The 20,939-nt window shown below is 40.7% G+C and carries 21 protein-coding genes; 6 read left to right on the plus strand and 15 right to left on the minus strand.

Annotation, left to right across the window (positions count from 1 at the left end; genetic code table 11):
• The first annotated feature begins 135 nt into the window (after positions 1 to 135).
• The gene (gene tnpA, locus ACW6QP_RS13700) at positions 136 to 597 is read left to right on the plus strand and encodes an IS200/IS605 family transposase (protein WP_457911479.1); all 462 of its coding nucleotides are present in this window, start codon (positions 136 to 138) and stop codon (positions 595 to 597) included.
• A 385-nt stretch (positions 598 to 982) separates the two neighbouring features.
• Here tnpA and ACW6QP_RS13705 read toward each other — a convergent pair whose 3' ends face one another.
• The 9 genes from ACW6QP_RS13705 to ACW6QP_RS13745 form a co-directional block, all read right to left on the minus strand.
• Positions 983 to 1,204: a DUF6095 family protein gene (locus ACW6QP_RS13705; protein ID WP_457911435.1), complete on the minus strand. Its 222-nt coding sequence runs from the start codon at positions 1,202 to 1,204 to the stop codon at positions 983 to 985.
• A complete protein-coding gene (locus tag ACW6QP_RS13710; protein WP_457911436.1) occupies positions 1,204 to 2,010 on the minus strand; it encodes a DUF4249 domain-containing protein in 807 nt (268 codons plus the stop codon). The genes ACW6QP_RS13705 and ACW6QP_RS13710 overlap by 1 nt, the downstream gene beginning before the upstream one ends.
• 1 nt (position 2,011) lies before the next feature.
• Positions 2,012 to 4,384 (minus strand): TonB-dependent receptor, encoded by a 2,373-nt coding sequence (locus ACW6QP_RS13715; protein ID WP_457911480.1) that lies wholly within the window; start codon positions 4,382 to 4,384, stop codon positions 2,012 to 2,014.
• Between the two features lie 127 nt (positions 4,385 to 4,511).
• The gene (locus tag ACW6QP_RS13720; RefSeq protein WP_457911437.1) at positions 4,512 to 6,731 is read right to left on the minus strand and encodes an NADP-dependent isocitrate dehydrogenase; all 2,220 of its coding nucleotides are present in this window, start codon (positions 6,729 to 6,731) and stop codon (positions 4,512 to 4,514) included.
• Between the two features lie 571 nt (positions 6,732 to 7,302).
• The gene (gene rplS, locus ACW6QP_RS13725) at positions 7,303 to 7,653 is read right to left on the minus strand and encodes a 50S ribosomal protein L19 (protein WP_457911438.1); all 351 of its coding nucleotides are present in this window, start codon (positions 7,651 to 7,653) and stop codon (positions 7,303 to 7,305) included.
• Between the two features lie 110 nt (positions 7,654 to 7,763).
• Entirely contained in the window at positions 7,764 to 8,450 is a 687-nt protein-coding gene (gene trmD, locus ACW6QP_RS13730) for a tRNA (guanosine(37)-N1)-methyltransferase TrmD (RefSeq protein ID WP_457911439.1), read from the minus strand.
• Positions 8,451 to 8,482: 32 nt separating this feature from the next.
• Positions 8,483 to 9,058 carry a hypothetical protein gene (locus ACW6QP_RS13735; RefSeq protein ID WP_457911440.1) on the minus strand — a complete coding sequence of 192 codons (576 nt, stop codon included), beginning with the start codon at positions 9,056 to 9,058 and terminating at the stop codon, positions 8,483 to 8,485.
• Between the two features lie 199 nt (positions 9,059 to 9,257).
• On the minus strand, positions 9,258 to 10,706 hold the full coding sequence (locus ACW6QP_RS13740) for a glyceraldehyde-3-phosphate dehydrogenase (RefSeq protein ID WP_457911441.1): 1,449 nt from the start codon (positions 10,704 to 10,706) through the stop codon (positions 9,258 to 9,260).
• A gap of 124 nt (positions 10,707 to 10,830) precedes the next feature.
• Positions 10,831 to 12,237 (minus strand): S1C family serine protease, encoded by a 1,407-nt coding sequence (locus tag ACW6QP_RS13745; protein ID WP_457911442.1) that lies wholly within the window; start codon positions 12,235 to 12,237, stop codon positions 10,831 to 10,833.
• Between the two features lie 135 nt (positions 12,238 to 12,372).
• Here ACW6QP_RS13745 and dapF point away from each other — a divergent pair, with 135 nt between their 5' ends.
• From dapF to ACW6QP_RS13765, 4 genes are all read left to right on the plus strand, one after another.
• Positions 12,373 to 13,161: a diaminopimelate epimerase gene (dapF, locus tag ACW6QP_RS13750; protein WP_457911443.1), complete on the plus strand. Its 789-nt coding sequence runs from the start codon at positions 12,373 to 12,375 to the stop codon at positions 13,159 to 13,161.
• A complete protein-coding gene (locus ACW6QP_RS13755) occupies positions 13,155 to 13,688 on the plus strand; it encodes a GNAT family N-acetyltransferase (protein ID WP_457911444.1) in 534 nt (177 codons plus the stop codon). The genes dapF and ACW6QP_RS13755 overlap by 7 nt, the downstream gene beginning before the upstream one ends.
• A complete protein-coding gene (gene mltG / locus ACW6QP_RS13760) occupies positions 13,678 to 14,721 on the plus strand; it encodes an endolytic transglycosylase MltG (RefSeq protein WP_457911445.1) in 1,044 nt (347 codons plus the stop codon). The genes ACW6QP_RS13755 and mltG overlap by 11 nt, the downstream gene beginning before the upstream one ends.
• 217 nt (positions 14,722 to 14,938) lie before the next feature.
• Positions 14,939 to 15,610 carry a peptidoglycan-binding protein LysM gene (locus ACW6QP_RS13765; protein WP_457911446.1) on the plus strand — a complete coding sequence of 224 codons (672 nt, stop codon included), beginning with the start codon at positions 14,939 to 14,941 and terminating at the stop codon, positions 15,608 to 15,610.
• On the opposite strand, the gene ACW6QP_RS13770 is transcribed toward ACW6QP_RS13765, so the two are convergent.
• Genes ACW6QP_RS13770 through dnaA form a run of 3 tightly spaced genes read right to left on the minus strand, consistent with a single transcriptional unit; the run spans position 15,607 to position 18,242 of the window.
• Positions 15,607 to 16,338 carry an SAM-dependent methyltransferase gene (locus ACW6QP_RS13770; RefSeq protein ID WP_457911447.1) on the minus strand — a complete coding sequence of 244 codons (732 nt, stop codon included), beginning with the start codon at positions 16,336 to 16,338 and terminating at the stop codon, positions 15,607 to 15,609. The two genes, ACW6QP_RS13765 and ACW6QP_RS13770, sit on opposite strands and share 4 nt — an antisense overlap.
• Positions 16,338 to 16,802, minus strand: a complete 465-nt coding sequence (locus ACW6QP_RS13775) for a low molecular weight protein-tyrosine-phosphatase (protein ID WP_457911448.1) — start codon at positions 16,800 to 16,802, stop codon at positions 16,338 to 16,340. Before ACW6QP_RS13775 ends, ACW6QP_RS13770 begins: the two co-directional genes overlap by 1 nt.
• A gap of 12 nt (positions 16,803 to 16,814) precedes the next feature.
• Positions 16,815 to 18,242, minus strand: a complete 1,428-nt coding sequence (gene dnaA, locus ACW6QP_RS13780) for a chromosomal replication initiator protein DnaA (protein ID WP_457911449.1) — start codon at positions 18,240 to 18,242, stop codon at positions 16,815 to 16,817.
• A 206-nt stretch (positions 18,243 to 18,448) separates the two neighbouring features.
• Between dnaA and ACW6QP_RS13785 the strand changes: the two genes are divergently transcribed.
• The gene (locus ACW6QP_RS13785; protein WP_457911450.1) at positions 18,449 to 18,847 is read left to right on the plus strand and encodes an acyl-CoA thioesterase; all 399 of its coding nucleotides are present in this window, start codon (positions 18,449 to 18,451) and stop codon (positions 18,845 to 18,847) included.
• On the opposite strand, the gene ACW6QP_RS13790 is transcribed toward ACW6QP_RS13785, so the two are convergent.
• The 3 genes from ACW6QP_RS13790 to ACW6QP_RS13800 are packed head-to-tail and all read right to left on the minus strand — an operon-like array spanning position 18,844 to position 20,929.
• Positions 18,844 to 19,452, minus strand: coding sequence for an IMPACT family protein (locus ACW6QP_RS13790; protein WP_457911451.1), 609 nt, complete (start codon positions 19,450 to 19,452; stop codon positions 18,844 to 18,846). The two genes, ACW6QP_RS13785 and ACW6QP_RS13790, sit on opposite strands and share 4 nt — an antisense overlap.
• Positions 19,452 to 20,324, minus strand: a complete 873-nt coding sequence (locus ACW6QP_RS13795) for an EamA family transporter (RefSeq protein ID WP_457911452.1) — start codon at positions 20,322 to 20,324, stop codon at positions 19,452 to 19,454. Before ACW6QP_RS13795 ends, ACW6QP_RS13790 begins: the two co-directional genes overlap by 1 nt.
• Positions 20,321 to 20,929, minus strand: coding sequence for an HAD family hydrolase (locus ACW6QP_RS13800; protein WP_457911453.1), 609 nt, complete (start codon positions 20,927 to 20,929; stop codon positions 20,321 to 20,323). The genes ACW6QP_RS13795 and ACW6QP_RS13800 overlap by 4 nt, the downstream gene beginning before the upstream one ends.
• Between the last annotated feature and the right edge of the window lie 10 nt (positions 20,930 to 20,939).

Consider the following 20,939-nt stretch of genomic DNA (forward strand, 5'->3'; position numbering starts at 1 on the left):
TACTGCTATTTGTGGGAGAGTATGTCACCGCCTTGTTTTTGAAAAGCACTTATCGAAAGATAGGTGCTTTTTTTATTCTAGGAGGGTAAATACCCCGAGGCTTGCCTCGCGTGAAAAAAATAGTAATCTTTGAGCGTGAGCTCAAGTAAACACATCCATAAAAGTCATAATGTTTCTTTGTTGCTTTACCATCTGGTGTGTTCAACTAAATATCGTCGACATGTTTTAAGTCCTAAAGTTGATCGAATACTAAAGAAGACATGCATGGGAATAGAAGATCGATATGAAATTCATTTTTTAGAAATAGGTTCAGACAAGAATCATGTTCACTTTCTTTTGCAGAGTGTTCCCACTTATAGTCCCACAAAAATAGCCAGAACAGTAAAAAGTATAACTGCAAGAGAAATTTTTGCTCAAGCACCTGGAGTTAAAAGAGCCTTATGGGGAGGTGCATTTTGGGGAAGTGGATTCTATATCAATACAGTAGGCCGGCATAGTAATGAGAAGGTAATTGCTGCTTATGTGAAGAATCAAGGATCCGAAAAAGAATATCAGGTCATACACAAAAGTGATGATCCAGAGTTAAAATTATTCTAGCTAATGCCTCGGGGCTTGCCCCGAGGATTATTTACTTCTTATTATATGGACTAGGGCCATTTGTTGTATACCAAAAAGAGGGATCAAGAGCCTGTCCCGAGCGGTAGACGAGGGATCACCGCCTTGTTTTTGAAAAAACCTTTACAGCAATGTAAGGGTCTTTTTTTTGGAGTAAAGTGAACAGCAATCGAGCTAATCTTTGAACTAAGATCCCAACGGCAGAAAAGTCCGTACTTATTTTTCACCGCCCGAAAAGATTTGTGCTGAATCGCGTGCAGGATGAATTAGGCTCATCGCTTCAGCCAGCGTATCTTCAGGAGTATTTGTATGCGAAATAAAAATTTAGGAAATATCCTTCCGAAGAATTTAAAATCTCAGGCCCCGCTTAGTCGAAAAGGGCTTTTATTATAGTCAATATTCCTTTAAACATAAGGAATATAGCAGCTGTAAAAGCCAGGAGCCCAAAGATTAGTACAGGAATATAAAGAGGATGCTCCTTGTTGTTGAATGCTGAAAATAACACAATGGGACCCAAAGCCGAAAGAGGAAGCGCCCCTCCCAAAAACTTTAAACCTTTTCCCAGTAATTGCTTATTCGTGTGTTTCATTAGTCTACCAGATATGAAGTACTGTCTACTTCTGAAAGGCGAAAATAACCAAAAGGATAATTTTGACGATTGGTTTCGTTCACAATATTTCCCTTTACGGTGGCTGGTTGCGTTTCAAAAGGGCCCCCGCCATTATTTCCTACCTGTGACCTCAGAATAAACAAATATTCATAAAATGCCCTGGAAATACCTGCCATTTCGATGATTATCTCATCTCCCGGTTTGATGTCTTCATTTGAAAAATATCCAAAAATTTCATTGCCATCTGTAAATTCATCTTCGTAAATCTCAAGGCTTGTTTTTTCGTTGGAGAAAGTAAATAAGTAATAGTTGGCTTCTCCAGGCGGATCCTGATAAAAAGCCTTGATTTCGATTTGATCTTCCCCAAAACCTGTTCTTACCGATTGTTCGATTCTCGTAATTTCAGAAACCGGAATTAATCGTTCCTCTGCCGTATAAATTTCTCCTTCTACCTCTACAAATAGCGTATAACCTAAATTTAATTCGGGTTTAAATGCAGAATTCAAATAGATCCCGTCACCCACATCCTGAAATTCAAATATTTCACCATATTCGTTTTGAATGTTTACCCCGGCACCTTCAACCCCCATTATTTCATCTTCGTAAAATCCAGTGCTCTTGGTGATTTTGATTATCTGATGATTTCCCTCACTTCCTTTATACCACTGTATTGACGCTTCTATTACAAGTCGTGGCTCCGCGGTTTCCAGGTCTAACTGAACCACTTCTTCACAGGAAGTAAGGCTAAACCCGATTAACAGAATAAATATTTTAAAAATTTTCATATCAAAATTTGAAATTATAGGTTACCGAGGGTATAATTCCGAAGAGACTTAATTTTACCGCTTCATTATTCCCTGTATCGGTATTATTTCTGAAACTTATCGAATAGGCATTTTGCCTGTTGTATACATTATATACTCCAAAATTCCAGGACGATTGCCAGTTTTTTTCTTTTTTCTGCCGGGGGGTATAGGTGGCAGAAAGGTCCAGGCGATGATAGTCGGGTAACCTGTTGGAATTTCGCTCTCCATAAACTGGTATAGTAATATTGTTATAAACATATTGCCCGGTTGGAAAAGTTGTTGCCAAACCTGTTTGATAATTAAAGGCTGCATTTAAATCCCACCTGTCGTTTAGTGCATAATTTCCGGTTAGGCTAAGATCGTGAGGTTTGTCGAAATTACTGTTATACCAGTTACCATTATTTATTCCGGTTTCTTCAGGGGTGCGGCCCGGGGTACGTTGTTCAGATTTGGAGAGGGTATAAGCCAGCCATCCGGTGAATTTCCCTTCGGTTTTTCTCAGCAATACTTCCAGGCCATAGGCACGGGCCTGCCCGTTTAGAATTATAGTTTCAATATTATTATTGGCAATCAGGTTGGCGCCATTCACATAATCTATCCTGTTTTGAATGTCTTTATAAAAGCTTTCTAACTCGAGAGTATACTTATTATTGAAATTTCGGTAATATCCTACCGCGATTTGATCCAGCAACTGCGGCTTAATATAAGGGCCGCTGGGAGCCCAAACATCTAAAGGAGTAGGGGAGCTGGTATTTGAAATTAAATGTAGATATTGAGCCATTCGATTATAACTCGCTTTTATCGATTGGTCTTCTCTAAAGCTGTAAGAGATAGAAACTCTGGGTTCGAGATTGATGAAATTTTTCAGAATTTCACCTCTATCGTAATTTCGCGTACCAATTGGGATGGCTTCTTCGTAGATGTCTAGTCGTTCATTATATGTCAATGCCTGCCCATTTTCATATTCTCTGAAATCATTTTGCCCCAATCTCATAAAATTACTAAGTCTAAGCCCGTATTCTGCTGAAAAATTTTCAGAAAATTTATGCCTGGCAGAGAGATAAGCGGCACTTTCTAAAGCAAATTTTTGAGTTAGCTGAAAATAATTAATTCCTGAAGTCTCATCAATTGGACTTATTTGCCCGGGATTGAAATGAAAATAGGTGTTTTGCAATCCGTATTTCAACTGAAGCTTATCATTTAAGTAATGGTCAAGATCATATTTGATATTTAAATTTTTGATGCCACTATCCCAGTTAAAACCTACAAAGCCAAGGGTTAATCCGTAATAGTAATCACTATAGATCAAAGAGAGATTGCTGAAGATATCATTCGAGAAAATATGGTTCCATCTCAAATTAAAGAGGGAGTTGCCGTAAACATTGTTGAAATTTTCAGCTATATTAAATACGTCGCGTCCAAAATATCCTGAGAAAAATAACTTATTTTCATTATCGAGCTGATAGTTAAGCTTGGTATTTAAATCATAAAAATAGGCTGAATTTTCATTGTCGGTTAACTTCAGGAATAGATGCGCATAGGAGCTTCTACCTGCAATCAGGAATGAACTTTTATCTTTTACAATGGGACCTTCAGCAAGCAGTCTACTGGAGATTGCTCCAATGCCGCCCTGCATTTTAAAGTTTTTGCTGTTACCTTCCCGCTGATAAATGTCCAGAACCGAAGAAACCCTTCCTCCATATTTCGACGGAATTCCTCCTTTGTACAATTTCAAATCTTTTACCGCATCGGGGTTGAACACAGAAAAAAGACCAAACAGATGAGATCCATTAAAGATGGTGGCCTCATCGAGCAAAATAAGGTTTTGGTCTACGGCCCCGCCCCGAACATTAAAGCCCGACGAACCTTCCCCCGCATTCGAGATGCCGGGGAGCAGAAGTAGAGACTTTATGACGTCTACCTCTCCAAAAATCACCGGCAATTTCTGAATAGTTTGTATGGATAACTGACTCTGACTCATTTCAGGACTCCTAATATTGATGGCTTCTACATCGCTGGTTAGAACAACTTCGTCTAAAGCTTCAGAAGAAGGTTCCAGGCCAATATTTAAAGTTTGATGAGCCGTTAATTCTATTTGCAGCTTTTGCGAACGATAGCCCAGATAACTTATTTCGATATTATGTATTCCTTCGGGGAGTTTGATCGTAAAATGTCCGTATTCATTGGTAACCACACCGGTTTGTTGAGCGGGTACTATAATATTAACACCAATTAAGCTTTCATTGGTTTCAGCATCGGTGATTTTCCCATTTAGAGTATAAGTTTGCTGCCCGAATACATTATAGGAGCAGAACAGGATAAGCAGTAATATTGAAGTTCTGATAGTAGTAATTTTTTATAAAGATACCAGTACCTTTTTATCTGTTAAAGATCTATACTTTTTTTTATAATTCGTTTAAGCTAAAAATTAAAAAAGCCGGGGGCTACCCGGCTTTACTCACATTAAGTTATGCTATAATTTATCCCAGGATACTGTTTAATGTATTACTAGGGCGCATTGCTTTACTGGTTTTATCCTCATCGGGTTTATAATAGCCGCCAATATCTACAGGCTCACCCTGAGCTCCAATTAATTCTTCATTAATCTTTTCTTCATTTTCCTGAAGTTTTTTCGACAGGCTGCTAAAGTGCTCTTTGAGATCTTTGTCCTTTGTTTGTTCAGCCAAAGCTTCAGCCCAGTACAGGGCCAGGTAGAAATGACTTCCGCGGTTGTCTATTTCATTCACCTTTCTAGATGGTGATTTTCGGTTATCCAGGAATTTGTCGGTGGCTGTATCAAGGGTTTCAGAAAGAACCAAAGCTTTTTTGTTATCAAAGGAGTTTCCTAAATGTTCCAGGGAAGCGGCCAGAGCTAAAAATTCGCCCAGAGAATCCCATCGTAAATGTCCTTCCTTAACAAATTGCTGCACGTGCTTGGGAGCAGAACCTCCGGCACCTGTTTCAAATAACCCACCTCCATTCATCAGCGGAACTATAGAAAGCATTTTTGCGCTGGTTCCCAGTTCGAGAATAGGGAAGAGGTCGGTTAAATAGTCTCTTAAAACATTTCCGGTTACCGAAATTGTATCTTTTCCGGCTCTAACGCGCTCCAGGGTGAAACGGGTCGCTTCTACCGGAGAAAGAATTTGAATTTCCAAACCATCTGTATCGTGCTCAGGCAGATATTTGTTTACTTTTTTAATCAACTCTGCATCGTGAGCTCTGTCTTTATCCAACCAGAAAACTGCAGGGGTCTTGCTGGCGCGGGCGCGGTTTACAGCGAGCTTTACCCAGTCCTGGACTGGAGCATCCTTAACCTGGCACATTCTCCAGATGTCGCCTTCTTCAACCTCATGTGATAAAAGCACATTTCCATCCTGATCTGAAACTTCTACTCTTCCGTTACCCGAAATTTCAAAGGTTTTGTCGTGAGAACCATATTCTTCAGCTTTTTGAGCCATTAGTCCTACATTGGGAACAGTACCCATAGTAGTGGGATCAAAAGCACCGTGTTTTTTGCAATTTTCGATGGTTTCCTGGTAAACTCCCGCATAACTGCTATCGGGAATCACCGCTTTGGTATCCTGTGTTTTACCTTCAGCATTCCACATTTGACCCGAAGTACGAATCATTGCAGGCATTGAAGCATCGATAATCACATCGCTGGGCACGTGAAGGTTGGTAATTCCTTTATCAGAATCTACCATGGCCAGGTCTGGCCCCTGACTTAAACGCTGTTTAAATTCGGCTTCAACCTGAGATTTTTTATCGGCCGGTAAATTATCGACAGCAGCCAACACGTCGCCAAGTCCGCTGTTGGGATCGGCGCCGGCTTGTTTTAATTCGGCAGCATATTTATCGAATATATCCTTAAAAAATACTTTAACCGCGTGTCCAAAAATAATGGGGTCTGACACCTTCATCATCGTGGCCTTCATATGAAGCGAGAATAAAACTCCCTTATCTTTCGCATCTTTAATTTGCTCTTCAAGGAAGGAGATAAGTGCTTTTTTATTCATCACGCTGGCATCGATCACTTCAGCTTCCAGAAGTTGAATGCCTTCCTTAAGGTTTTTCTTCTGGCCATCTTCAGAAATAAAATCAATATTTACTCTGGTCTCTTTTTCCAAAGTGATAGACTTTTCATTAGACCTAAAATCTCCCTCATCCATTGTGGCCACGTGAGATTTAGAATCGCTGCTCCATTCACCCATAGAATGAGGATTCTTTTTGGCGAAATTCTTTACCGCCTTAGGGGCACGTCTATCTGAATTTCCTTCTCGTAGAACAGGGTTTACCGCACTTCCTTTAACCTTGTCGTACTTAGCTTTAATTTCTTTTTCCTTTTCTGAAGCAGGATCGTCTGGATAATCGGGCAGGTTATAGCCATTTTCCTGTAGCTCCTTAATGGCCGCTTTCATTTGCGGAATACTCGCACTAATATTAGGAAGTTTTATAATATTGGCTTCAGGCTGTTTCGCCAATTCTCCCAGGTATTCCAAATCATCATCAATACGCTGGTCGGCGGTTAAGACTTCTGGGAATTTTGCTAAAATTCTACCTGCAAGAGAAATATCCCGGGTTTCAAGGCTTACGCCCGCGGCTTTTGTATAAGCTTCTACTATTGGAAGGAAAGAATAAGTGGCTAAGGCTGGGGCTTCATCGGTTTTGGTATAAACAATTTTTTCTTTTTGTGACATGGTCTGGTATCGTATTGTAATTATAAAATTTTGACTTAAAAAATTCCCCGGGAATGGCCGGGGAACTTTGCTTTAGCGCAAGATAACATTTTTAAGGCTTTTTTCATAAGCCGGGGGCGCTAAGAGCTTGTTAATTATAGGCATAAAAAAAAGCCATTTCATCTTAATATCTAAAATGAAATGGCTCCTACTGAAATAACACTTACTCACCAAACGTTTTAAGTTCATTTTTCGGACTTTGCCGGGTGTGTGTTATTTCAATTGATTCGTTTAAAATCATATACAGATAATAAATGAATCAATAAAGACTTTTAGCTTTCAAACTATTTTTGACACTGCAAAAAATGAACGTTATATAGAAACTAAAAATCATATGTAAAGTTCAACGCTCTACACAAATTTCAGAATAATGTTGAAAATCCTTTTTTCATTTCTTAAGTCTGAAATTCAAAACTAAAGATACAATCAAGGAACTTATTTTCCCAGATATTTAACTTTTTGAAAAGTTAAAATTGGGCATAAAAAAAGCCCTGTAACACAGAGCTTTTTAATTTCTTGGAAATTGCGAAACTTACCTTTTTGCCTCTTTGATTCGGGCTTTTTTACCGGTAAGACCTCTAAAGTAGTAGATTCTTGCTCTTCTTACTTTACCTCGCTTGTTCACCTCTATTTTCTGGATAGCAGGTAGATTAAGAGGGAAGATACGCTCTACACCTACAGTACCACTCATCTTACGAATGGTGAAGGTTTGTGAAGTTCCGCTTCCTCTTTTTTGTATAACCACTCCTTTGAAAAACTGAGTACGGGTCTTTTGACCTTCCTTAATTTCATAGTAAACGGTTAGAGTATCTCCTGCAGAAAATTCAGGAAATTCTTTCTTGTCAACGAATTCGTCTTGTACGAATTTAATTAAAGATTCCATGATGATAATTTTATAAGTTCTCTAAACAACATTTACGGTTTTCGCCAGAGGTTGTCTTAGAATGGCTGCAAAATTACAAATATTAAGCTTAATTACAAGGCTTTGAAAAATTATTTTTCGGTCTCGTCAAGTAAATCGGGTCTTAATTTTTTGGTGCGCTCGTAGGCCTTATCTTCTCTCCAGCTTTCAATCTTCGGAAAGTTACCCGACGTTAAAACTTCAGGGACTTTCCAGCCCTTGTAATCGGCCGGACGGGTATAGACCGGGGGCGCCAGTAAATTATCCTGGAAAGAATCGGTTAAGGCTGAAGTTTCATTGCCCAAAACACCCGGAATTAACCTTATAACAGCATCGCATAAAACTGCTGCGCCTAATTCGCCGCCGGAAAGTACGTAATCCCCGATACTTATTTCGCGGGTGATAAAATGATCTCTTACCCGCTGGTCTACTCCTTTATAATGCCCGCAAAGAATAATGATGTTCTCCTGAAGCGAAAGATAGTTGGCCGTGCCCTGCTTCAGGGTTTCTCCATCGGGGGTCATATAGATTACTTCATCATAATCCCGTTCAGACTTAAGCTGGCTTATACATTTATCGATAGGCTCTATCATCATGACCATCCCGGCTCCCCCACCAAATTGATAATCATCTACCTGCTTGTAATTATCGGTTACATAATCCCTGAGATTATGAAGATGAATCTCTACCAGGCCTTTATCAATTGCTCGTTTTAAGATAGAAGCTTCAAACGGACTTTTTAAAAGATCAGGAACAACAGTGATAATATCAATTCGCATAATGACAAGTTGGGTTAAGCTGAAGAATACTCTTAAGTATTAGATTTATTGCGCTCGTCCTGCAGCATTCTACCTAATTTTTGTTCTTTTTCGAGGGCTTTTGTGCGATAGGCATCAAATTCTTTTTCTGTCTCGTCCAATCGCTTTCTGGCTTCCCGCGTAGTGGCATTGGAGTTTTTATACCTGTAAATGAAAAACAAAAGAGCCAGTACCAGTAGCGCCACAATTCCCCACATCAACATCATATAGCCTCCCTTGCTAAAAGGCATTCCGAGGAAATTGATCGAATCCTTTTCGGCATTTACATTATCAAGGTTTTCCTGAGTGCTTTGAAGATTGCTTTTTAATTCTTCAATTTCAGAGCCTTGCTCATCGATGGTTTTTTGCTGCGCATTAATTTCGCTTTCAAGATTAGCGATATGGCGATTTGTGCTTTCTTTTAATCTTACCAGAGCTTCATAATCTACCACTTTATATCCCTGGTAATTATTAGAGCTTTCTATAAGATTGGTAAATTCCTGGTCTACAGGATTTTGGTCAGATTCCTGAGCGAGTATTCCCTGTGTAAAAAAAATAGCCAATACGGCAGTGTAAATAAATTTGATCATTTGGTTTGGGGTTTGGTATTTTGAATTTACAGAAACAACGCCTCTAATTTCAACTTATTGTAACACATCTGCTTAATTTCAAAAAGCGGTATAATTCCCTATGTTTTAAAAATTTAAGGCTGCAAAAGTAATTCATTTAAATTAGAAAACCCACCTGATTAAGGGTGGGTTTTCAAGTCTAAATAATCAACATACTTATTTAATAATAAGTAAATCTTCGCACCTTGGCAATGTATTTGGCTAGACGTATTACCTGGTGGCTATAGCCGTATTCGTTATCGTACCATATATAAAGAATAAGGTTTTTTCCGTTTTCGGTAAGGATGGTGGCTTTGCTGTCGTAGATGGCAGGAGCCGAAGAGCCCACAATATCAGATGACACCAACTCATTATCTACCGAATATTTAATTTGCTCTACCAGATCCCCTTCCAGCGCATACTTCTTTAATACCTGATTGACCTCCTCCAAACTGGTTTTCTTTTTCAGCTGAAGGTTTAAAATGGCCAACGATCCATTAGGTACAGGAACCCGAATTGCATTAGAGGTTAATTTGCCTTCAAAAACCGGAAGCGCCTTAGCCACAGCTTTTCCTGCCCCGGTTTCGGTAATTACCATATTAAGCCCGGCCGCTCTTCCTCTGCGGTATTTGCTATGCATATTATCTACCAGGTTCTGGTCGTTGGTATATGCGTGTATGGTCTCTAAATGCCCGTGCGCCACTCCAAACGAATCTTCAACCGCTTTTAAAACCGGAGTAATGGCATTGGTTGTACAGGAGGCAGCCGAGAATATTGAAATTTCATCGGGGTTATGTTCTTTATGATTCACCCCGTGAACAATATTGGGGATGCCTTTTCCCGGAGCTGTAAGTAACACCCGTGCGGCACCTTTAGATTTTAAGTGTCGCTCCAAAGCTTCTTTGTCTCTAAAAGCACCGGTGTTATCGATAATAAGAGCATCTTCAATACCGTATTTCGTATAATCTATTTCTTCAGGATTGTTTGCCGAAATGATGTGAACGGTGGTGCCGTTAATAATTAAAGCTTTATTTTTCTCGTCTATGGTTACAGTACCCGAAAAATCTCCGTGTACCGAATCACTTTTTAATAATGAGGCCCTTTTCTCCAATACATCGGCATCTACCTTGCCACGGGTTACTATGGCCCGAAGTCGCAACTGATTTCCCTTTCCGGTTCTGGTCATCAATTCCCTGGCAACAAGACGGCCAATTCTTCCGAAGCCATATAAAACCACATCCTTGGGAGTGATATTGCCAAAATTTCTGGCATCTTTTAATTTCTGAGATACAAAAGCCATTGCGTTGCTGTGCTTTTGATCTTCCAAATGAAATTCGTAAGTGAGTTTCCCGATATCCAGTTTTGCAGGAGGTAGGTTTGAATCTTTGATCGCTTTGGCGATCTCTACCGAATCGAATATAGAAATCGGTTTTTGAACCACTTCGCCGGCATACTCGTGAAGATTTAAAATATCACTTACGTTGCGGTTAAGCAATTGATTTCTGAAAAGCACAAGTTCTATAGACCTGTCATACCATAAATCACTTACGATATTGATAAATTCAACAGTAGCTTTTCTTCTGTTTGCCTGAAAAGCCAACTCTTTTTCATAAACTTTATTAAAGTCCATTCTGGGTTGTGTGTTTGATTGAATGCCGCAAAAGTATAGATTTCAAACGTTTTCGTAAAGGAAATTTGAATAAAAAAATCCTCCCTGGAAAAAGGAGGATTTAGGGCATTTTATTTTTCGGGGCTTAGCGCCAAACCAGGCGTTGCTTTTCCCCGTTTTTGTCCATTATTGTAAGTACAATCCCTTCGGAAGTCGATTTTCTTTTAAAAATTCGTTCCACATCTTTTACGTCACCAATGCTTTTATTGTCAATTTCAGTAATAATGGTTCCTACCAATTCATCGGCCGGTAAATTAGGAGCCAAAACCCTGAAGATCTTCACCCCCTGGGTTGCATTAAGAGCCTTTAATTCTGAAGCCGAAGCGTTAGTAACTTCAATCTTAATAGGTTCTATTGTGTAGGTGTCAAATTTCGTGAGGATTACTTTTACCTCCCTGGTTTTACCATCTCTTATTAAACTTACATTCACCTGGTCGTTTGGTCGTTTTGAATTGATGTACCCGCTCAGGTCAGAAAATTTGTCGATACTTACATTGTCGATTTTTCGAATTATATCTCCTTCTTTAATTCCTGCTTTCTGGGCGCCGCTGCCCTCGGTCACTTCAGCAACCAGCACGCCCTGGGTGGTACTTAATTTAAATTGATCTACGGCCTGAGGGGTAATGCTGCCTCCGCGAATACCCAGAATTCCGCGTTGTACATCCCCATATTCTAAAATATCCTCTACAATTTTCCGGGCGTTATTTGAGGGTACAGCAAAGGCGTAGCCTACATAGCTTCCAGTTTGGGAGGTGATTGCAGTGTTAATTCCCACAAGTTCACCATTGATATTTACCAGGGCGCCCCCGCTGTTCCCGGGATTGATAGCTGCATCGGTTTGGATAAAAGATTGAGGGGTGGCATCGTAAGTATTGAGATCGCGGGCCGTAGCACTTATAATCCCTGCGGTAACCGTAGATTTTAAGTTAAACGGATTTCCAACCGCTAGAACCCATTCTCCTAACCTTACATTATTAGAATCCCCAAAAGGGATGTAGTCTAAATCCTGAGCCTCGATTTTTAGAAGGGCAATGTCCATAGTCTCATCGGCTCCTATGATCTCTGCTTTGTAAGTTTCATTATTATTTAAAGTAACCTCAACCTCGCTGGCATCTTTAATTACGTGATTATTGGTTACTATATATCCGTCGGGTGAAATGATCACTCCAGAACCGGCACCTCTAAGCGCTTTGCTGCTGCTTTGGGTACCCTGCATATATTCCCACAAATTTCGCGGACCTTTAAACACAGCCACATTTTTCACGTGAACCACCCCGTTTACGGTATTTTCGGCGGCTTCTGTGAAATCGGCATTTGTGCCATAAATATTGGTATAATTAGCCGGAATATAGTTTGGTGAATTCTGCGATTGAGAATTAGCAACCGGTGGAAGCCCCGCATTTTTTTCCTCTTCGAAGAGCAATTTATAACTTCCAAGACTTATAATTCCTCCAAGAATAGCTACGAAAAGTAATTTTACCAGATTTTTCATTTTTCAATCTAAGTTTATATAGTTTAACTTAATAAAGACCTATAATAATATACCTGTGTTGCAGGTTTAACGCTCCTTTAACACCGGGCAAAATCGTTGGTTTTGTCTTATATTTGTACCTCTTAATTCAGCTTCATGAAGATTAGCTTTTATAAATATCAGGGCACCGGCAACGATTTTGTGATAATAGATAATCGTCAGGATAAATTTCCCAAAAATGATACCAAATTGGTCAAATTTTTATGTGACCGAAAATTTGGCATTGGAGCCGATGGCCTCATTCTCCTGGAGAAGCCTGAAAGAGATGGAGATGATTTTAAAATGGTGTATTTCAATTCTGACGGAAATCAAAGCAGTATGTGTGGTAATGGAGGGCGCTGCCTGGTAGCCTTTGCCGCTTTTCTCGGGATCATCGAAAAATCTGCAGTTTTTACAGCGATTGATGGCCCTCATAAGGCTAAAATCGAAGATGGCCTGGTAAGCCTGCAAATGCAGGATGTAGAGGAAATTTTTGAGAACGAATCGGGCTTTTACCTGGATACCGGTTCTCCGCATCATATTATCTTTTCTGAAGAAATTGAGACTCTCGACGTGAAAACCCGGGGTGCCGAAATTCGCTATAATGATATCTATAAGCCGCGGGGAGGCACCAATGTAAATTTCGTAAAAAATGCCGGTGAGAACCGACTAAAAGTTAGAACTTACGAAAGGGGAGTGGAAGATGAAACCCTTTCTTGTGGTACTGGGGTTACCGCTGTGGCTCTTGCCGCACATAAAGCCGGAATGGCATCAGGCAATGAAGTAATTCTAGAAGTTCCCGGAGGAGAATTAAAAGTTTCGTTTTCCCGGAATAATTCTTCTTATTTTGATATATGGTTAACCGGGCCTGCGCTTCAGGTTTTTAAAGGTGAAATAGAATGCTAACATTAAAAGGAGATAAGGTTTTTTTACGTGCCCTCGAGCCCGAAGATCTGGATTTTGTACATACCGTAGAAAACACCGAAGATTTTTGGGAGGTAAGCGCGACCCAAACGCCTTACTCCAGGTTTACCATCAAAAAATACCTCGAAAACGCTCACCGGGATATTTACGAGGTAAAACAATACCGGCTTATGGTATGTGATCTCGATGAAACCCAGGTGGGGCTCGTCGATATTTTCGACCTGGAGCCCAAAGACCGCCGTGCAGCCCTGGGGATTGTTATTGCCAATGAAGCCGAGAGAGGTAAGGGCTATGGTGGTGAAGCCCTTTCTCTGGTATGCAATTATTGTTTCAAGCACCTGGCTTTGCATCAGGTTTATGCAAATATAACTGCCAATAATGAAGCCAGCCGAAGACTTTTCGAAAGACAGGGCTTTGTAAAGGTGGGCGTAAAAAAAGACTGGAATTTTATAAACGGAAAATTTCAGGACGAAATTCTCTATCAACTAATCAATTCGAATGTACATTAAAAAAATCCTGATTGCTGTAGCCATTATTGGTTTAATCGCCCTGGCTGCTTTTAGTTATTTTATTTACGATAGTATTTTCTCCAGCAATACAAAATTTGATGATAAAGAAGTGGCTGTTTTGGTACCTACAAATGGGAGTTATCAAAACGTGATCGATAGCCTTAGGCCTTTGGTAAAAGACATTGAGACCTTCGATGCCGTGGCCCGTAGAAAAGGCTATGCCTCGAATGTAAAACCCGGTAGGTTTATCATTAAGAAAAATATGAACAGCAATGAACTGGTGAACGCCTTGCGGGGTAAAAATCACCCCCTAATGCTTCGTTTCAACAATCAGGAAAGACTGGAGGATCTGGCCGGTAGAATTTCTAAACAAATTGAAGCCGATAGTCTAAGCCTGCTCGAAGCTTTTACCGATGATAATTTCCTGGCCGAAAATGAATTCTCCCGGCGGCAGGCGCTTTCAATGTATATCCCTAATTCATACGAGTTTTACTGGAATACTTCAGCTGAAAGTTTTCGCGACCGAATGAAGAATGAATATAATCGTTTCTGGAACGAAAACAGGCTGTCAAAAGCCGAAGCTATAGGTCTTAGTCCCATTGAAGTGAGCACTTTAGCTTCGATAGTTCAAAAGGAAACCGCCCGTGTTGACGAGCGCCCCAGGGTTGCCGGGGTATATATGAACAGGCTTAACAATGGCTGGAAGCTCGATGCCGATCCCACCGTGATATATGCGATTAAAGATGAAACCGGCAATTTTGATACGGTGATCAAAAGAGTGCTTTATAAAGATCTCGACCTGGCTTCGCCTTATAACACCTATCGCAATGCCGGCCTGCCTCCCGGACCAATTCATATGCCCGACATTTCTTCTATAGATGCAGTTCTAAATTTCGAAAAACACGATTATTTCTTTTTCGTGGCCGATGTGCAAAACCCCGGTTATCACAAATTCGCCAAAACCCTGGCCCAACATAACCGAAATAAGCAGGAGTATGTTCGCTGGATTAATAAACAGGGAATAAATCGTTAAGGAAATCCCTAAGTTTTTACTCTTCAGATTTCTCTAACCTCGAAAACCCTAATTTCATAGGGTTCTGTTAATGTTCCGGAAAGCTTTGTGAATTGATTAATAGTCTGTAAATCAGATTTTTAAAAAATAGTGTACCTTTGCCCGGCAAATTTGAAGGGGAAAGCCTGTTTTAGCTCATGTTAATTCGCTTTCAATAACTCTTCAGAAACAAAAACTTATGAGAAAGAAAATTGCAAAATTTTCAATCTTGCCTGTAATTGCAGGCTGCATGTTTTTTAGCTTCTCTACCAAAGAAGCTGCTTACTACAACGAATTATATTCTACCAGCGATCTGGACCTGGAATATACCGTTTCCCTCGAAGAAAATATTGAAGAAACTGCTGTAGAACTACCCGAGGTTTTTCCTCCCCTGGTGGGCAAATCTTATTTGGGCTTCAGGGAAGCAGTAGGCTTTAAAGAGTCGGGAGGGCGATATGATATCGTGAATGAATTCGGCTATATGGGCAAATACCAGTTTGGTAAAGGCACGTTGAAACTAATTGGAATTTACGATGCTCAGGAGTTTCTAAATTCACCCCAATTGCAGGAAGCGGCTTTTTACGCCAACGCTTCCCGAAACAAATGGATTCTAATTCGTGATATCGCCCGTTTTGAAGGAAAGGTGATCAATGGAGTAGAGGTGACCGAATCTGGCATTTTGGCCGCTGCGCATCTTGCAGGACCCGGTTCTGTGAAAAAGTATTTGCGTAGCTGGGGTGCCCACGCTTTTAGTGATGCCTTTGGTACTACTATAAAAACCTATATGAAACGCTTTGGGGGATACGATACTTCATTTGTAGAGCCAAATAAAAAGGCGAAAGCAAAGATTCCTCAGGTGGTAAAAGCCTAGAATTCTTTCTGAATAATAAATATAGCCGGTCTTTTATGAAGATCGGCTTTTATTTTTTTCCATTCTGAAGCCGTTTGGGTAAGAATAAATTCAGAAGAAAGGGTGATGTCACAGGCCACGCAAATTCTGGTGGTGGGGTGAAGCAGCTGAATAAGGTCCTGCAGCATCTGATTATTGCGATAGGGAGTTTCAATAAAAATCTGCGCCTGCTGCCGCTCTCCCGAAATTCGTTCCAGTTGTTTGAGTTCCTGCTTTCGCTCTTTTTTATCTATAGGAAGATAGCCGTGAAAGCAAAAGCTTTGCCCGTTCATTCCGCTGGCCATAAGCGCCAGCAGAATCGAAGAGGGTCCTACCAGAGGTATTACCTGTATGCCTTCCCTGTGTGCTATTTTTACGATTTCGGCGCCGGGATCGGCTACGCCCGGACAACCAGCCTCGCTGATCAAGCCCATGTTTTTCCCAGCTTTACAGGCGTCTAAAAAATTTGGAATTTCGAGCGGGTCTGTGAATTTGTTGAGGCCTTTTAGCTTCAGGCTTTTTTGATCTTTTTCAGGAACAAAAAGCTTGATATGCCTTCTGGCGGTCTTTTCATTCTCAACAATAAAATCCTCGATTTCTGATACGATTTGAAAAACCTTTTCCGGAAGTACATTCAGGGCGTTATCCCCGCCTAGTATGGTTGGAATTAAATATAGTTTCCCGGAGTATTTAAATTGGATATCGGCCATTAAATTTCCTGCTCCAGTTTTCTGGCAATATTTTCGCAGGCTTCTTCGAGCATTTGAAAAACATTTTCAAAACCGTGATCACCCCCAAAGTAGGGATCGGGAACATCTACATTTTCACCTGGGAAAATCTCGTTTAGAATTAATTTCACCTTATTCCTGTCTTCCTCATTTCGGGCAAGTGATACTACATCTTTGTAATTGGAGTTGTCCATCACATAGATATAATCGTAGCGGTCAAAGTCATTTCGGTTAAATTGCCGGCCCCGCTGGTCTGTGATGTCCAGGTCGTATTTTTGGGCTACCGCGATGCTGCGTTTGTCGGGTTTTTGATCAATATGATAATCGCCGGTTCCGGCCGAATCTACTTCAACTTTTTCAGGATCTACCTTGCTTTTAAGAAGGCCTTCGGCCAGGGGTGACCTGCAGATATTTCCCAGACACACCATAAGAACCCTGATTTTCATAATTTCTGAATTTTAAAGCGTAAGCTTCTTGTTGAGGTCTTCTACAAACTTTTTGAACTGCTTGTCGGTAGTTGCCAGGTTGTCTACGGTTTTACAGGCGTGCAAAACGGTAGCGTGGTCGCGTTTGCCAATTTGAGAACCAATACTGGCCAGGGAGGCCTTGGTGAACTTTTTGGCAAAAAACATAGCTAACTGCCGGGCCTGTACGATGTGACGTTTTCTGGTTTTGCTTTGCAGGGTTTCTACATCCATCTGGAAATAATCGCTTACTACTTTTTGAATGTAATCTATAGAAACCTCGCGCTTGGTGTTTTTTACGTAGTTATCTACGATTCGTTTGGCCAGCTCGAGCGTGATATCTTTCCTGTTGAAAGAGGAGTGGGCGATAAGAGAGATAATAGCGCCTTCCAGTTCCCTGATATTGGTTTTGATGTTATTGGCCAAAAACTCTACAATATCTTCAGGCATTTCAACTCCGTCTCTATAAAGTTTATTCTTTATGATAGAAATACGGGTTTCGAAATCGGGATGTTGTAATTCGGCAGAAAGTCCCCATTTAAATCGGGAGAGCAGGCGTTGCTCGATATCCTGCATATCTACCGGTGCCTTGTCGCTGGTTAGAATTACCTGTTTTCCGTTTTGATGCAGGTGGTTAAAGATGTGGAAAAACACATCCTGGGTTCCTGCCTTCCCCGAAAGCAATTGAATATCATCTACGATAAGCACATCTATAATTTGATAGAAATGAATAAAATCGTTTCTGTTATTCTTTTTCACCGACTCGATATACTGCTGGGTAAATTTTTCAGCAGAAATATATAAAACCGTTTTCTCGGGATATTTGTCTTTGATCTCAACGCCTATAGCGTGGGCCAGGTGGGTTTTTCCCAATCCTACTCCTCCAAAAACCAAAAGCGGATTAAACGAAGTGCCTCCTGGTTTGTTGGCTACTGCCAATCCTGCCGACCGCGCCAGGCGGTTTGAATCCCCTTCCAGGAAATTCTCAAAATTATAGCTCGGATTTAGTTGCGACTCGATTTTCACATTACGAATCCCGGGAATCACAAAAGGATTTTTCAACTCGGGGTTGCGTTCCTTTACAGGTACGTCTACTTCCTGGGAAGCCATATGACTTCGCTGTGTACTTGGGATTTTTTCGGTAAAAGGCAATTTGTTCCCGTAGGTGTTTTCCATCTTGATCACATAGACCAATTTGGCTTTTTCACCAAGTTCCCGCGTAAGCGACACCTTAAGCAATTTCACATAATGCTCTTCCAGCCATTCGTAAAAGAATTTAGAAGGCACTTGAATGCTTAACGCATTATCGGTAAGTTTTACTGCTTGGATAGGTTCAAACCAGGTTTTGTATGCCTGTGGAGTGATGTTATCTTTAATAAAAGCCAGACAGTTATTCCAAACTGATTGCGCAGTTCCCGACATGCGTTTTTTAGGTTATTAATAGGTTAGTAGTAAGACGAAAAATTGATTCTCAGGGAAGTACCCTTTCGAACATCAGTGGAACAAATATGTGAACAAAAAATGTAAAAAAAAAACACTTTTAGGGTTGAATTTTAAGAAAATTTTATGCATACTTAATTCCGCGAATGAAGGTACAAATCCTTCATCGTTAATCCTATTTTTATTCTATGAAATCCCATACCAGTTTTGTTAAAGTACGTTATGCAGAAACCGATCAAATGGGCGTGGTGCATCACGGGAATTACGCGCAATACCTTGAAATAGCGCGTATTGAGTGGCTTTCTGAACTAGGTGTCTCCTATAAGTCTATGGAGGCCAGCGGGTTGATGCTTCCTGTTTACGAGATGCAATTTAAGTTCCTGAAACCCGCTGTTTTCGGGGATGAACTGGAGATAATTACCAGACTTAAACAGCTCCCAAATGTTAAAATTGAGTTCACCTACGAGGTGCGGAATAAAAAGGCCGAATTGCTCACTACAGCGAGTACGATTTTGGTCTTTATGGATGCAAATTCCCGACGGCCTGTAAGGTGCCCCGACTATATTTTAGAGAAACTAAAAAACTAATCTTCCAGCTTCTTTATTTCAACTTTATAGACACTGTTGAATTTTTCAAAAATTTGACCTGCCTCTTTTTTGCGAACCGAAATATAAATCCTGCAGTCCAATTCCAGTTTTTGCTCAATTACATTTAAATCGTTTTCCTTAATAATACGCATCACCGTATTCATTTCGGGATAATCGAATTTTATTTCAAATTGCTCATCTATAGTGCGGGTGATGATTTTGCTTTCTTCAAGGCTCATTTGAGCCGCGGTTTTATAAGCATTGATAAGCCCGCCCACTCCCAGTTTCGTTCCGCCAAAATACCGCACCACCACAATTAGAATATTTGTCACCTCGAACGACTGAATTTGCCCGTAAATAGGCATCCCGGCCGAATTTGAGGGCTCCCCGTCATCATTTGCTCTATACTGAAATTCAGCCTTACCCAACTGCCAGGCATAACACCAATGTCTTGCTTTGTGATGCCTGCTTTTTAGTTCGTCCAGATGCATATTGATCTCTTCCTCTGTTTTCACAGGAAAGGCATAACCAAAGAATTTCGAGTTCCGGTCTTTAAATAGCACTTCGGGGGAAGCCCTGGTAATGGTTTTGTAGGTGTCTTTCATTATTGTGAATTTGCCACCAGTAAAATACTAATTATGGCCAAAACCAGCCCAATCCAGTTCTTGCGGATAAGTTGTTCCTTAAAAAGCAGGATGCCCACAAGGGTAGAAGCTAACACGATGCCTACGTGATTCAGTGTAAATAAGACCGAATTTTCAAAGCCGGGGCTTCTTAAAGCCATTACCAGGAAATAAATCGAAAAATAATTGGGAATGCCCAGGGCAATTCCGCCGGCCAGGTTTTTCCAGCTAAGTTTCAGTTTTCCTAAAATGGCCTGTCCGATAATTATTGCCGTACCTATGAGGCCCGCAATAGCAAAAATGCTGGTAGAGAAGAGGCCAACGTCGGTTTCAGAAACATAGAAATTTTCGAGGAAATTGATCGTGGTATCTATAATCCCGCTTCCGAAGAAAACCAGCAAGGGAAAAATGAGGTTCTTTTTTTTGATCTTCAGGCCTTCCTCGCTTTTAATCGAACTAAGATAAACCGCCACCAAAGCCAGGGCGATACCCAGTAATTTCAGAAATCCGGTGCTTTCGTTGTAGATAAAAATTCCGAAGAAAACCGGAAGCGCCACGCTCATCTTTGTTGCCACCGAAACCACCGACATCCCGCTGCGCTGAGTCGTGATGGCCGCAAGATTGAAAACCGTAATGAACAAAGCGCCCAGGAACAAACTGCCTGGGAACCATTTTTCAGAAGGGATTCGCAAAAGATCGTCGGTGCTGTCTATATAGCCAAAAAAGCCCACGGCGCAAGCGATAAAATAATTTACGATAATAGCCTGCAGGGTGTTTACTCCAAATTTTTTGTAGAGTTTAAAAACCACGAAAATGATTGTGGAGGAGAGGATGCTCAGCAATAAGTAGATCAAAACAGTTCTTTTTTAGCAGTGAAAAGATCGATCACATCCTCACGTGTAGGCTCCAGGTTCCAGGTATGAATGCCCAGAGCTTCGGCGGCCTCGGTATTTTCAGTAGTGTCATCTATAAACAGGCATTCTTCGGGATTTAGTTGATGTTCCCTCAAAACAAACTCATAGATGTTTGCATCGGGTTTTCTAAAATTGATCTCGTGAGACAGGTAAAAAGCGTCAAAACAGGCCTTGAAATCTTCGAAAAAGCTCACGTTTTCCTTGATCCAGTCGATATGAATTTCGTTGGTATTGCTAAGCAAAATAAGCCGGTAATTTTTTTCTTCGGAAAGCTTTTTCAAAAATCTGTAGCGGTATTCGGGAAAATCGATTAAAATGGCATTCCAGGAATTTTTAAAATCGGCCTCCTGCAACTGCGGAAATTTCTGTCGATAAAACCCAATGAATTCATCTGAAGTAATCAACCCCTTTTCATAGGCTTTGTTGTGAAGATCGATCTCTTCTGAAATTTCCTCAACCCGGTGTTTTTTTAACTCCCGCAGTGTGGCCGCCTTGTCGAGGTTTACAAATACATCTCCGAAATCGAAAATTAGTGTGCTTATCATTGGTTTTTCC

This window comes from Salegentibacter haimaensis (genome assembly GCF_054121495.1).

Excerpts from the sequence above, each read along its gene's own strand:
- ACW6QP_RS13705 (WP_457911435.1), bottom strand. The coding sequence starts at position 1,204 with ATGAAACACACGAATAAGCAATTACTGGGAAAAGGTTTAAAGTTTTTG.
- ACW6QP_RS13710 (WP_457911436.1), bottom strand. The coding sequence starts at position 2,010 with ATGAAAATTTTTAAAATATTTATTCTGTTAATCGGGTTTAGCCTTACT.
- ACW6QP_RS13720 (WP_457911437.1), bottom strand. The coding sequence starts at position 6,731 with ATGTCACAAAAAGAAAAAATTGTTTATACCAAAACCGATGAAGCCCCA.
- rplS (WP_457911438.1), bottom strand. The coding sequence starts at position 7,653 with ATGGAATCTTTAATTAAATTCGTACAAGACGAATTCGTTGACAAGAAA.
- trmD (WP_457911439.1), bottom strand. The coding sequence starts at position 8,450 with ATGCGAATTGATATTATCACTGTTGTTCCTGATCTTTTAAAAAGTCCG.
- ACW6QP_RS13735 (WP_457911440.1), bottom strand. The coding sequence starts at position 9,058 with ATGATCAAATTTATTTACACTGCCGTATTGGCTATTTTTTTTACACAG.
- ACW6QP_RS13740 (WP_457911441.1), bottom strand. The coding sequence starts at position 10,706 with ATGGACTTTAATAAAGTTTATGAAAAAGAGTTGGCTTTTCAGGCAAAC.
- ACW6QP_RS13745 (WP_457911442.1), bottom strand. The coding sequence starts at position 12,237 with ATGAAAAATCTGGTAAAATTACTTTTCGTAGCTATTCTTGGAGGAATT.
- dapF (WP_457911443.1), top strand. The coding sequence starts at position 12,373 with ATGAAGATTAGCTTTTATAAATATCAGGGCACCGGCAACGATTTTGTG.
- ACW6QP_RS13755 (WP_457911444.1), top strand. The coding sequence starts at position 13,155 with ATGCTAACATTAAAAGGAGATAAGGTTTTTTTACGTGCCCTCGAGCCC.
- mltG (WP_457911445.1), top strand. The coding sequence starts at position 13,678 with ATGTACATTAAAAAAATCCTGATTGCTGTAGCCATTATTGGTTTAATC.
- ACW6QP_RS13765 (WP_457911446.1), top strand. The coding sequence starts at position 14,939 with ATGAGAAAGAAAATTGCAAAATTTTCAATCTTGCCTGTAATTGCAGGC.
- ACW6QP_RS13770 (WP_457911447.1), bottom strand. The coding sequence starts at position 16,338 with ATGGCCGATATCCAATTTAAATACTCCGGGAAACTATATTTAATTCCA.
- ACW6QP_RS13775 (WP_457911448.1), bottom strand. The coding sequence starts at position 16,802 with ATGAAAATCAGGGTTCTTATGGTGTGTCTGGGAAATATCTGCAGGTCA.
- dnaA (WP_457911449.1), bottom strand. The coding sequence starts at position 18,242 with ATGTCGGGAACTGCGCAATCAGTTTGGAATAACTGTCTGGCTTTTATT.
- ACW6QP_RS13785 (WP_457911450.1), top strand. The coding sequence starts at position 18,449 with ATGAAATCCCATACCAGTTTTGTTAAAGTACGTTATGCAGAAACCGAT.
- ACW6QP_RS13790 (WP_457911451.1), bottom strand. The coding sequence starts at position 19,452 with ATGAAAGACACCTACAAAACCATTACCAGGGCTTCCCCCGAAGTGCTA.
- ACW6QP_RS13800 (WP_457911453.1), bottom strand. The coding sequence starts at position 20,929 with ATGATAAGCACACTAATTTTCGATTTCGGAGATGTATTTGTAAACCTC.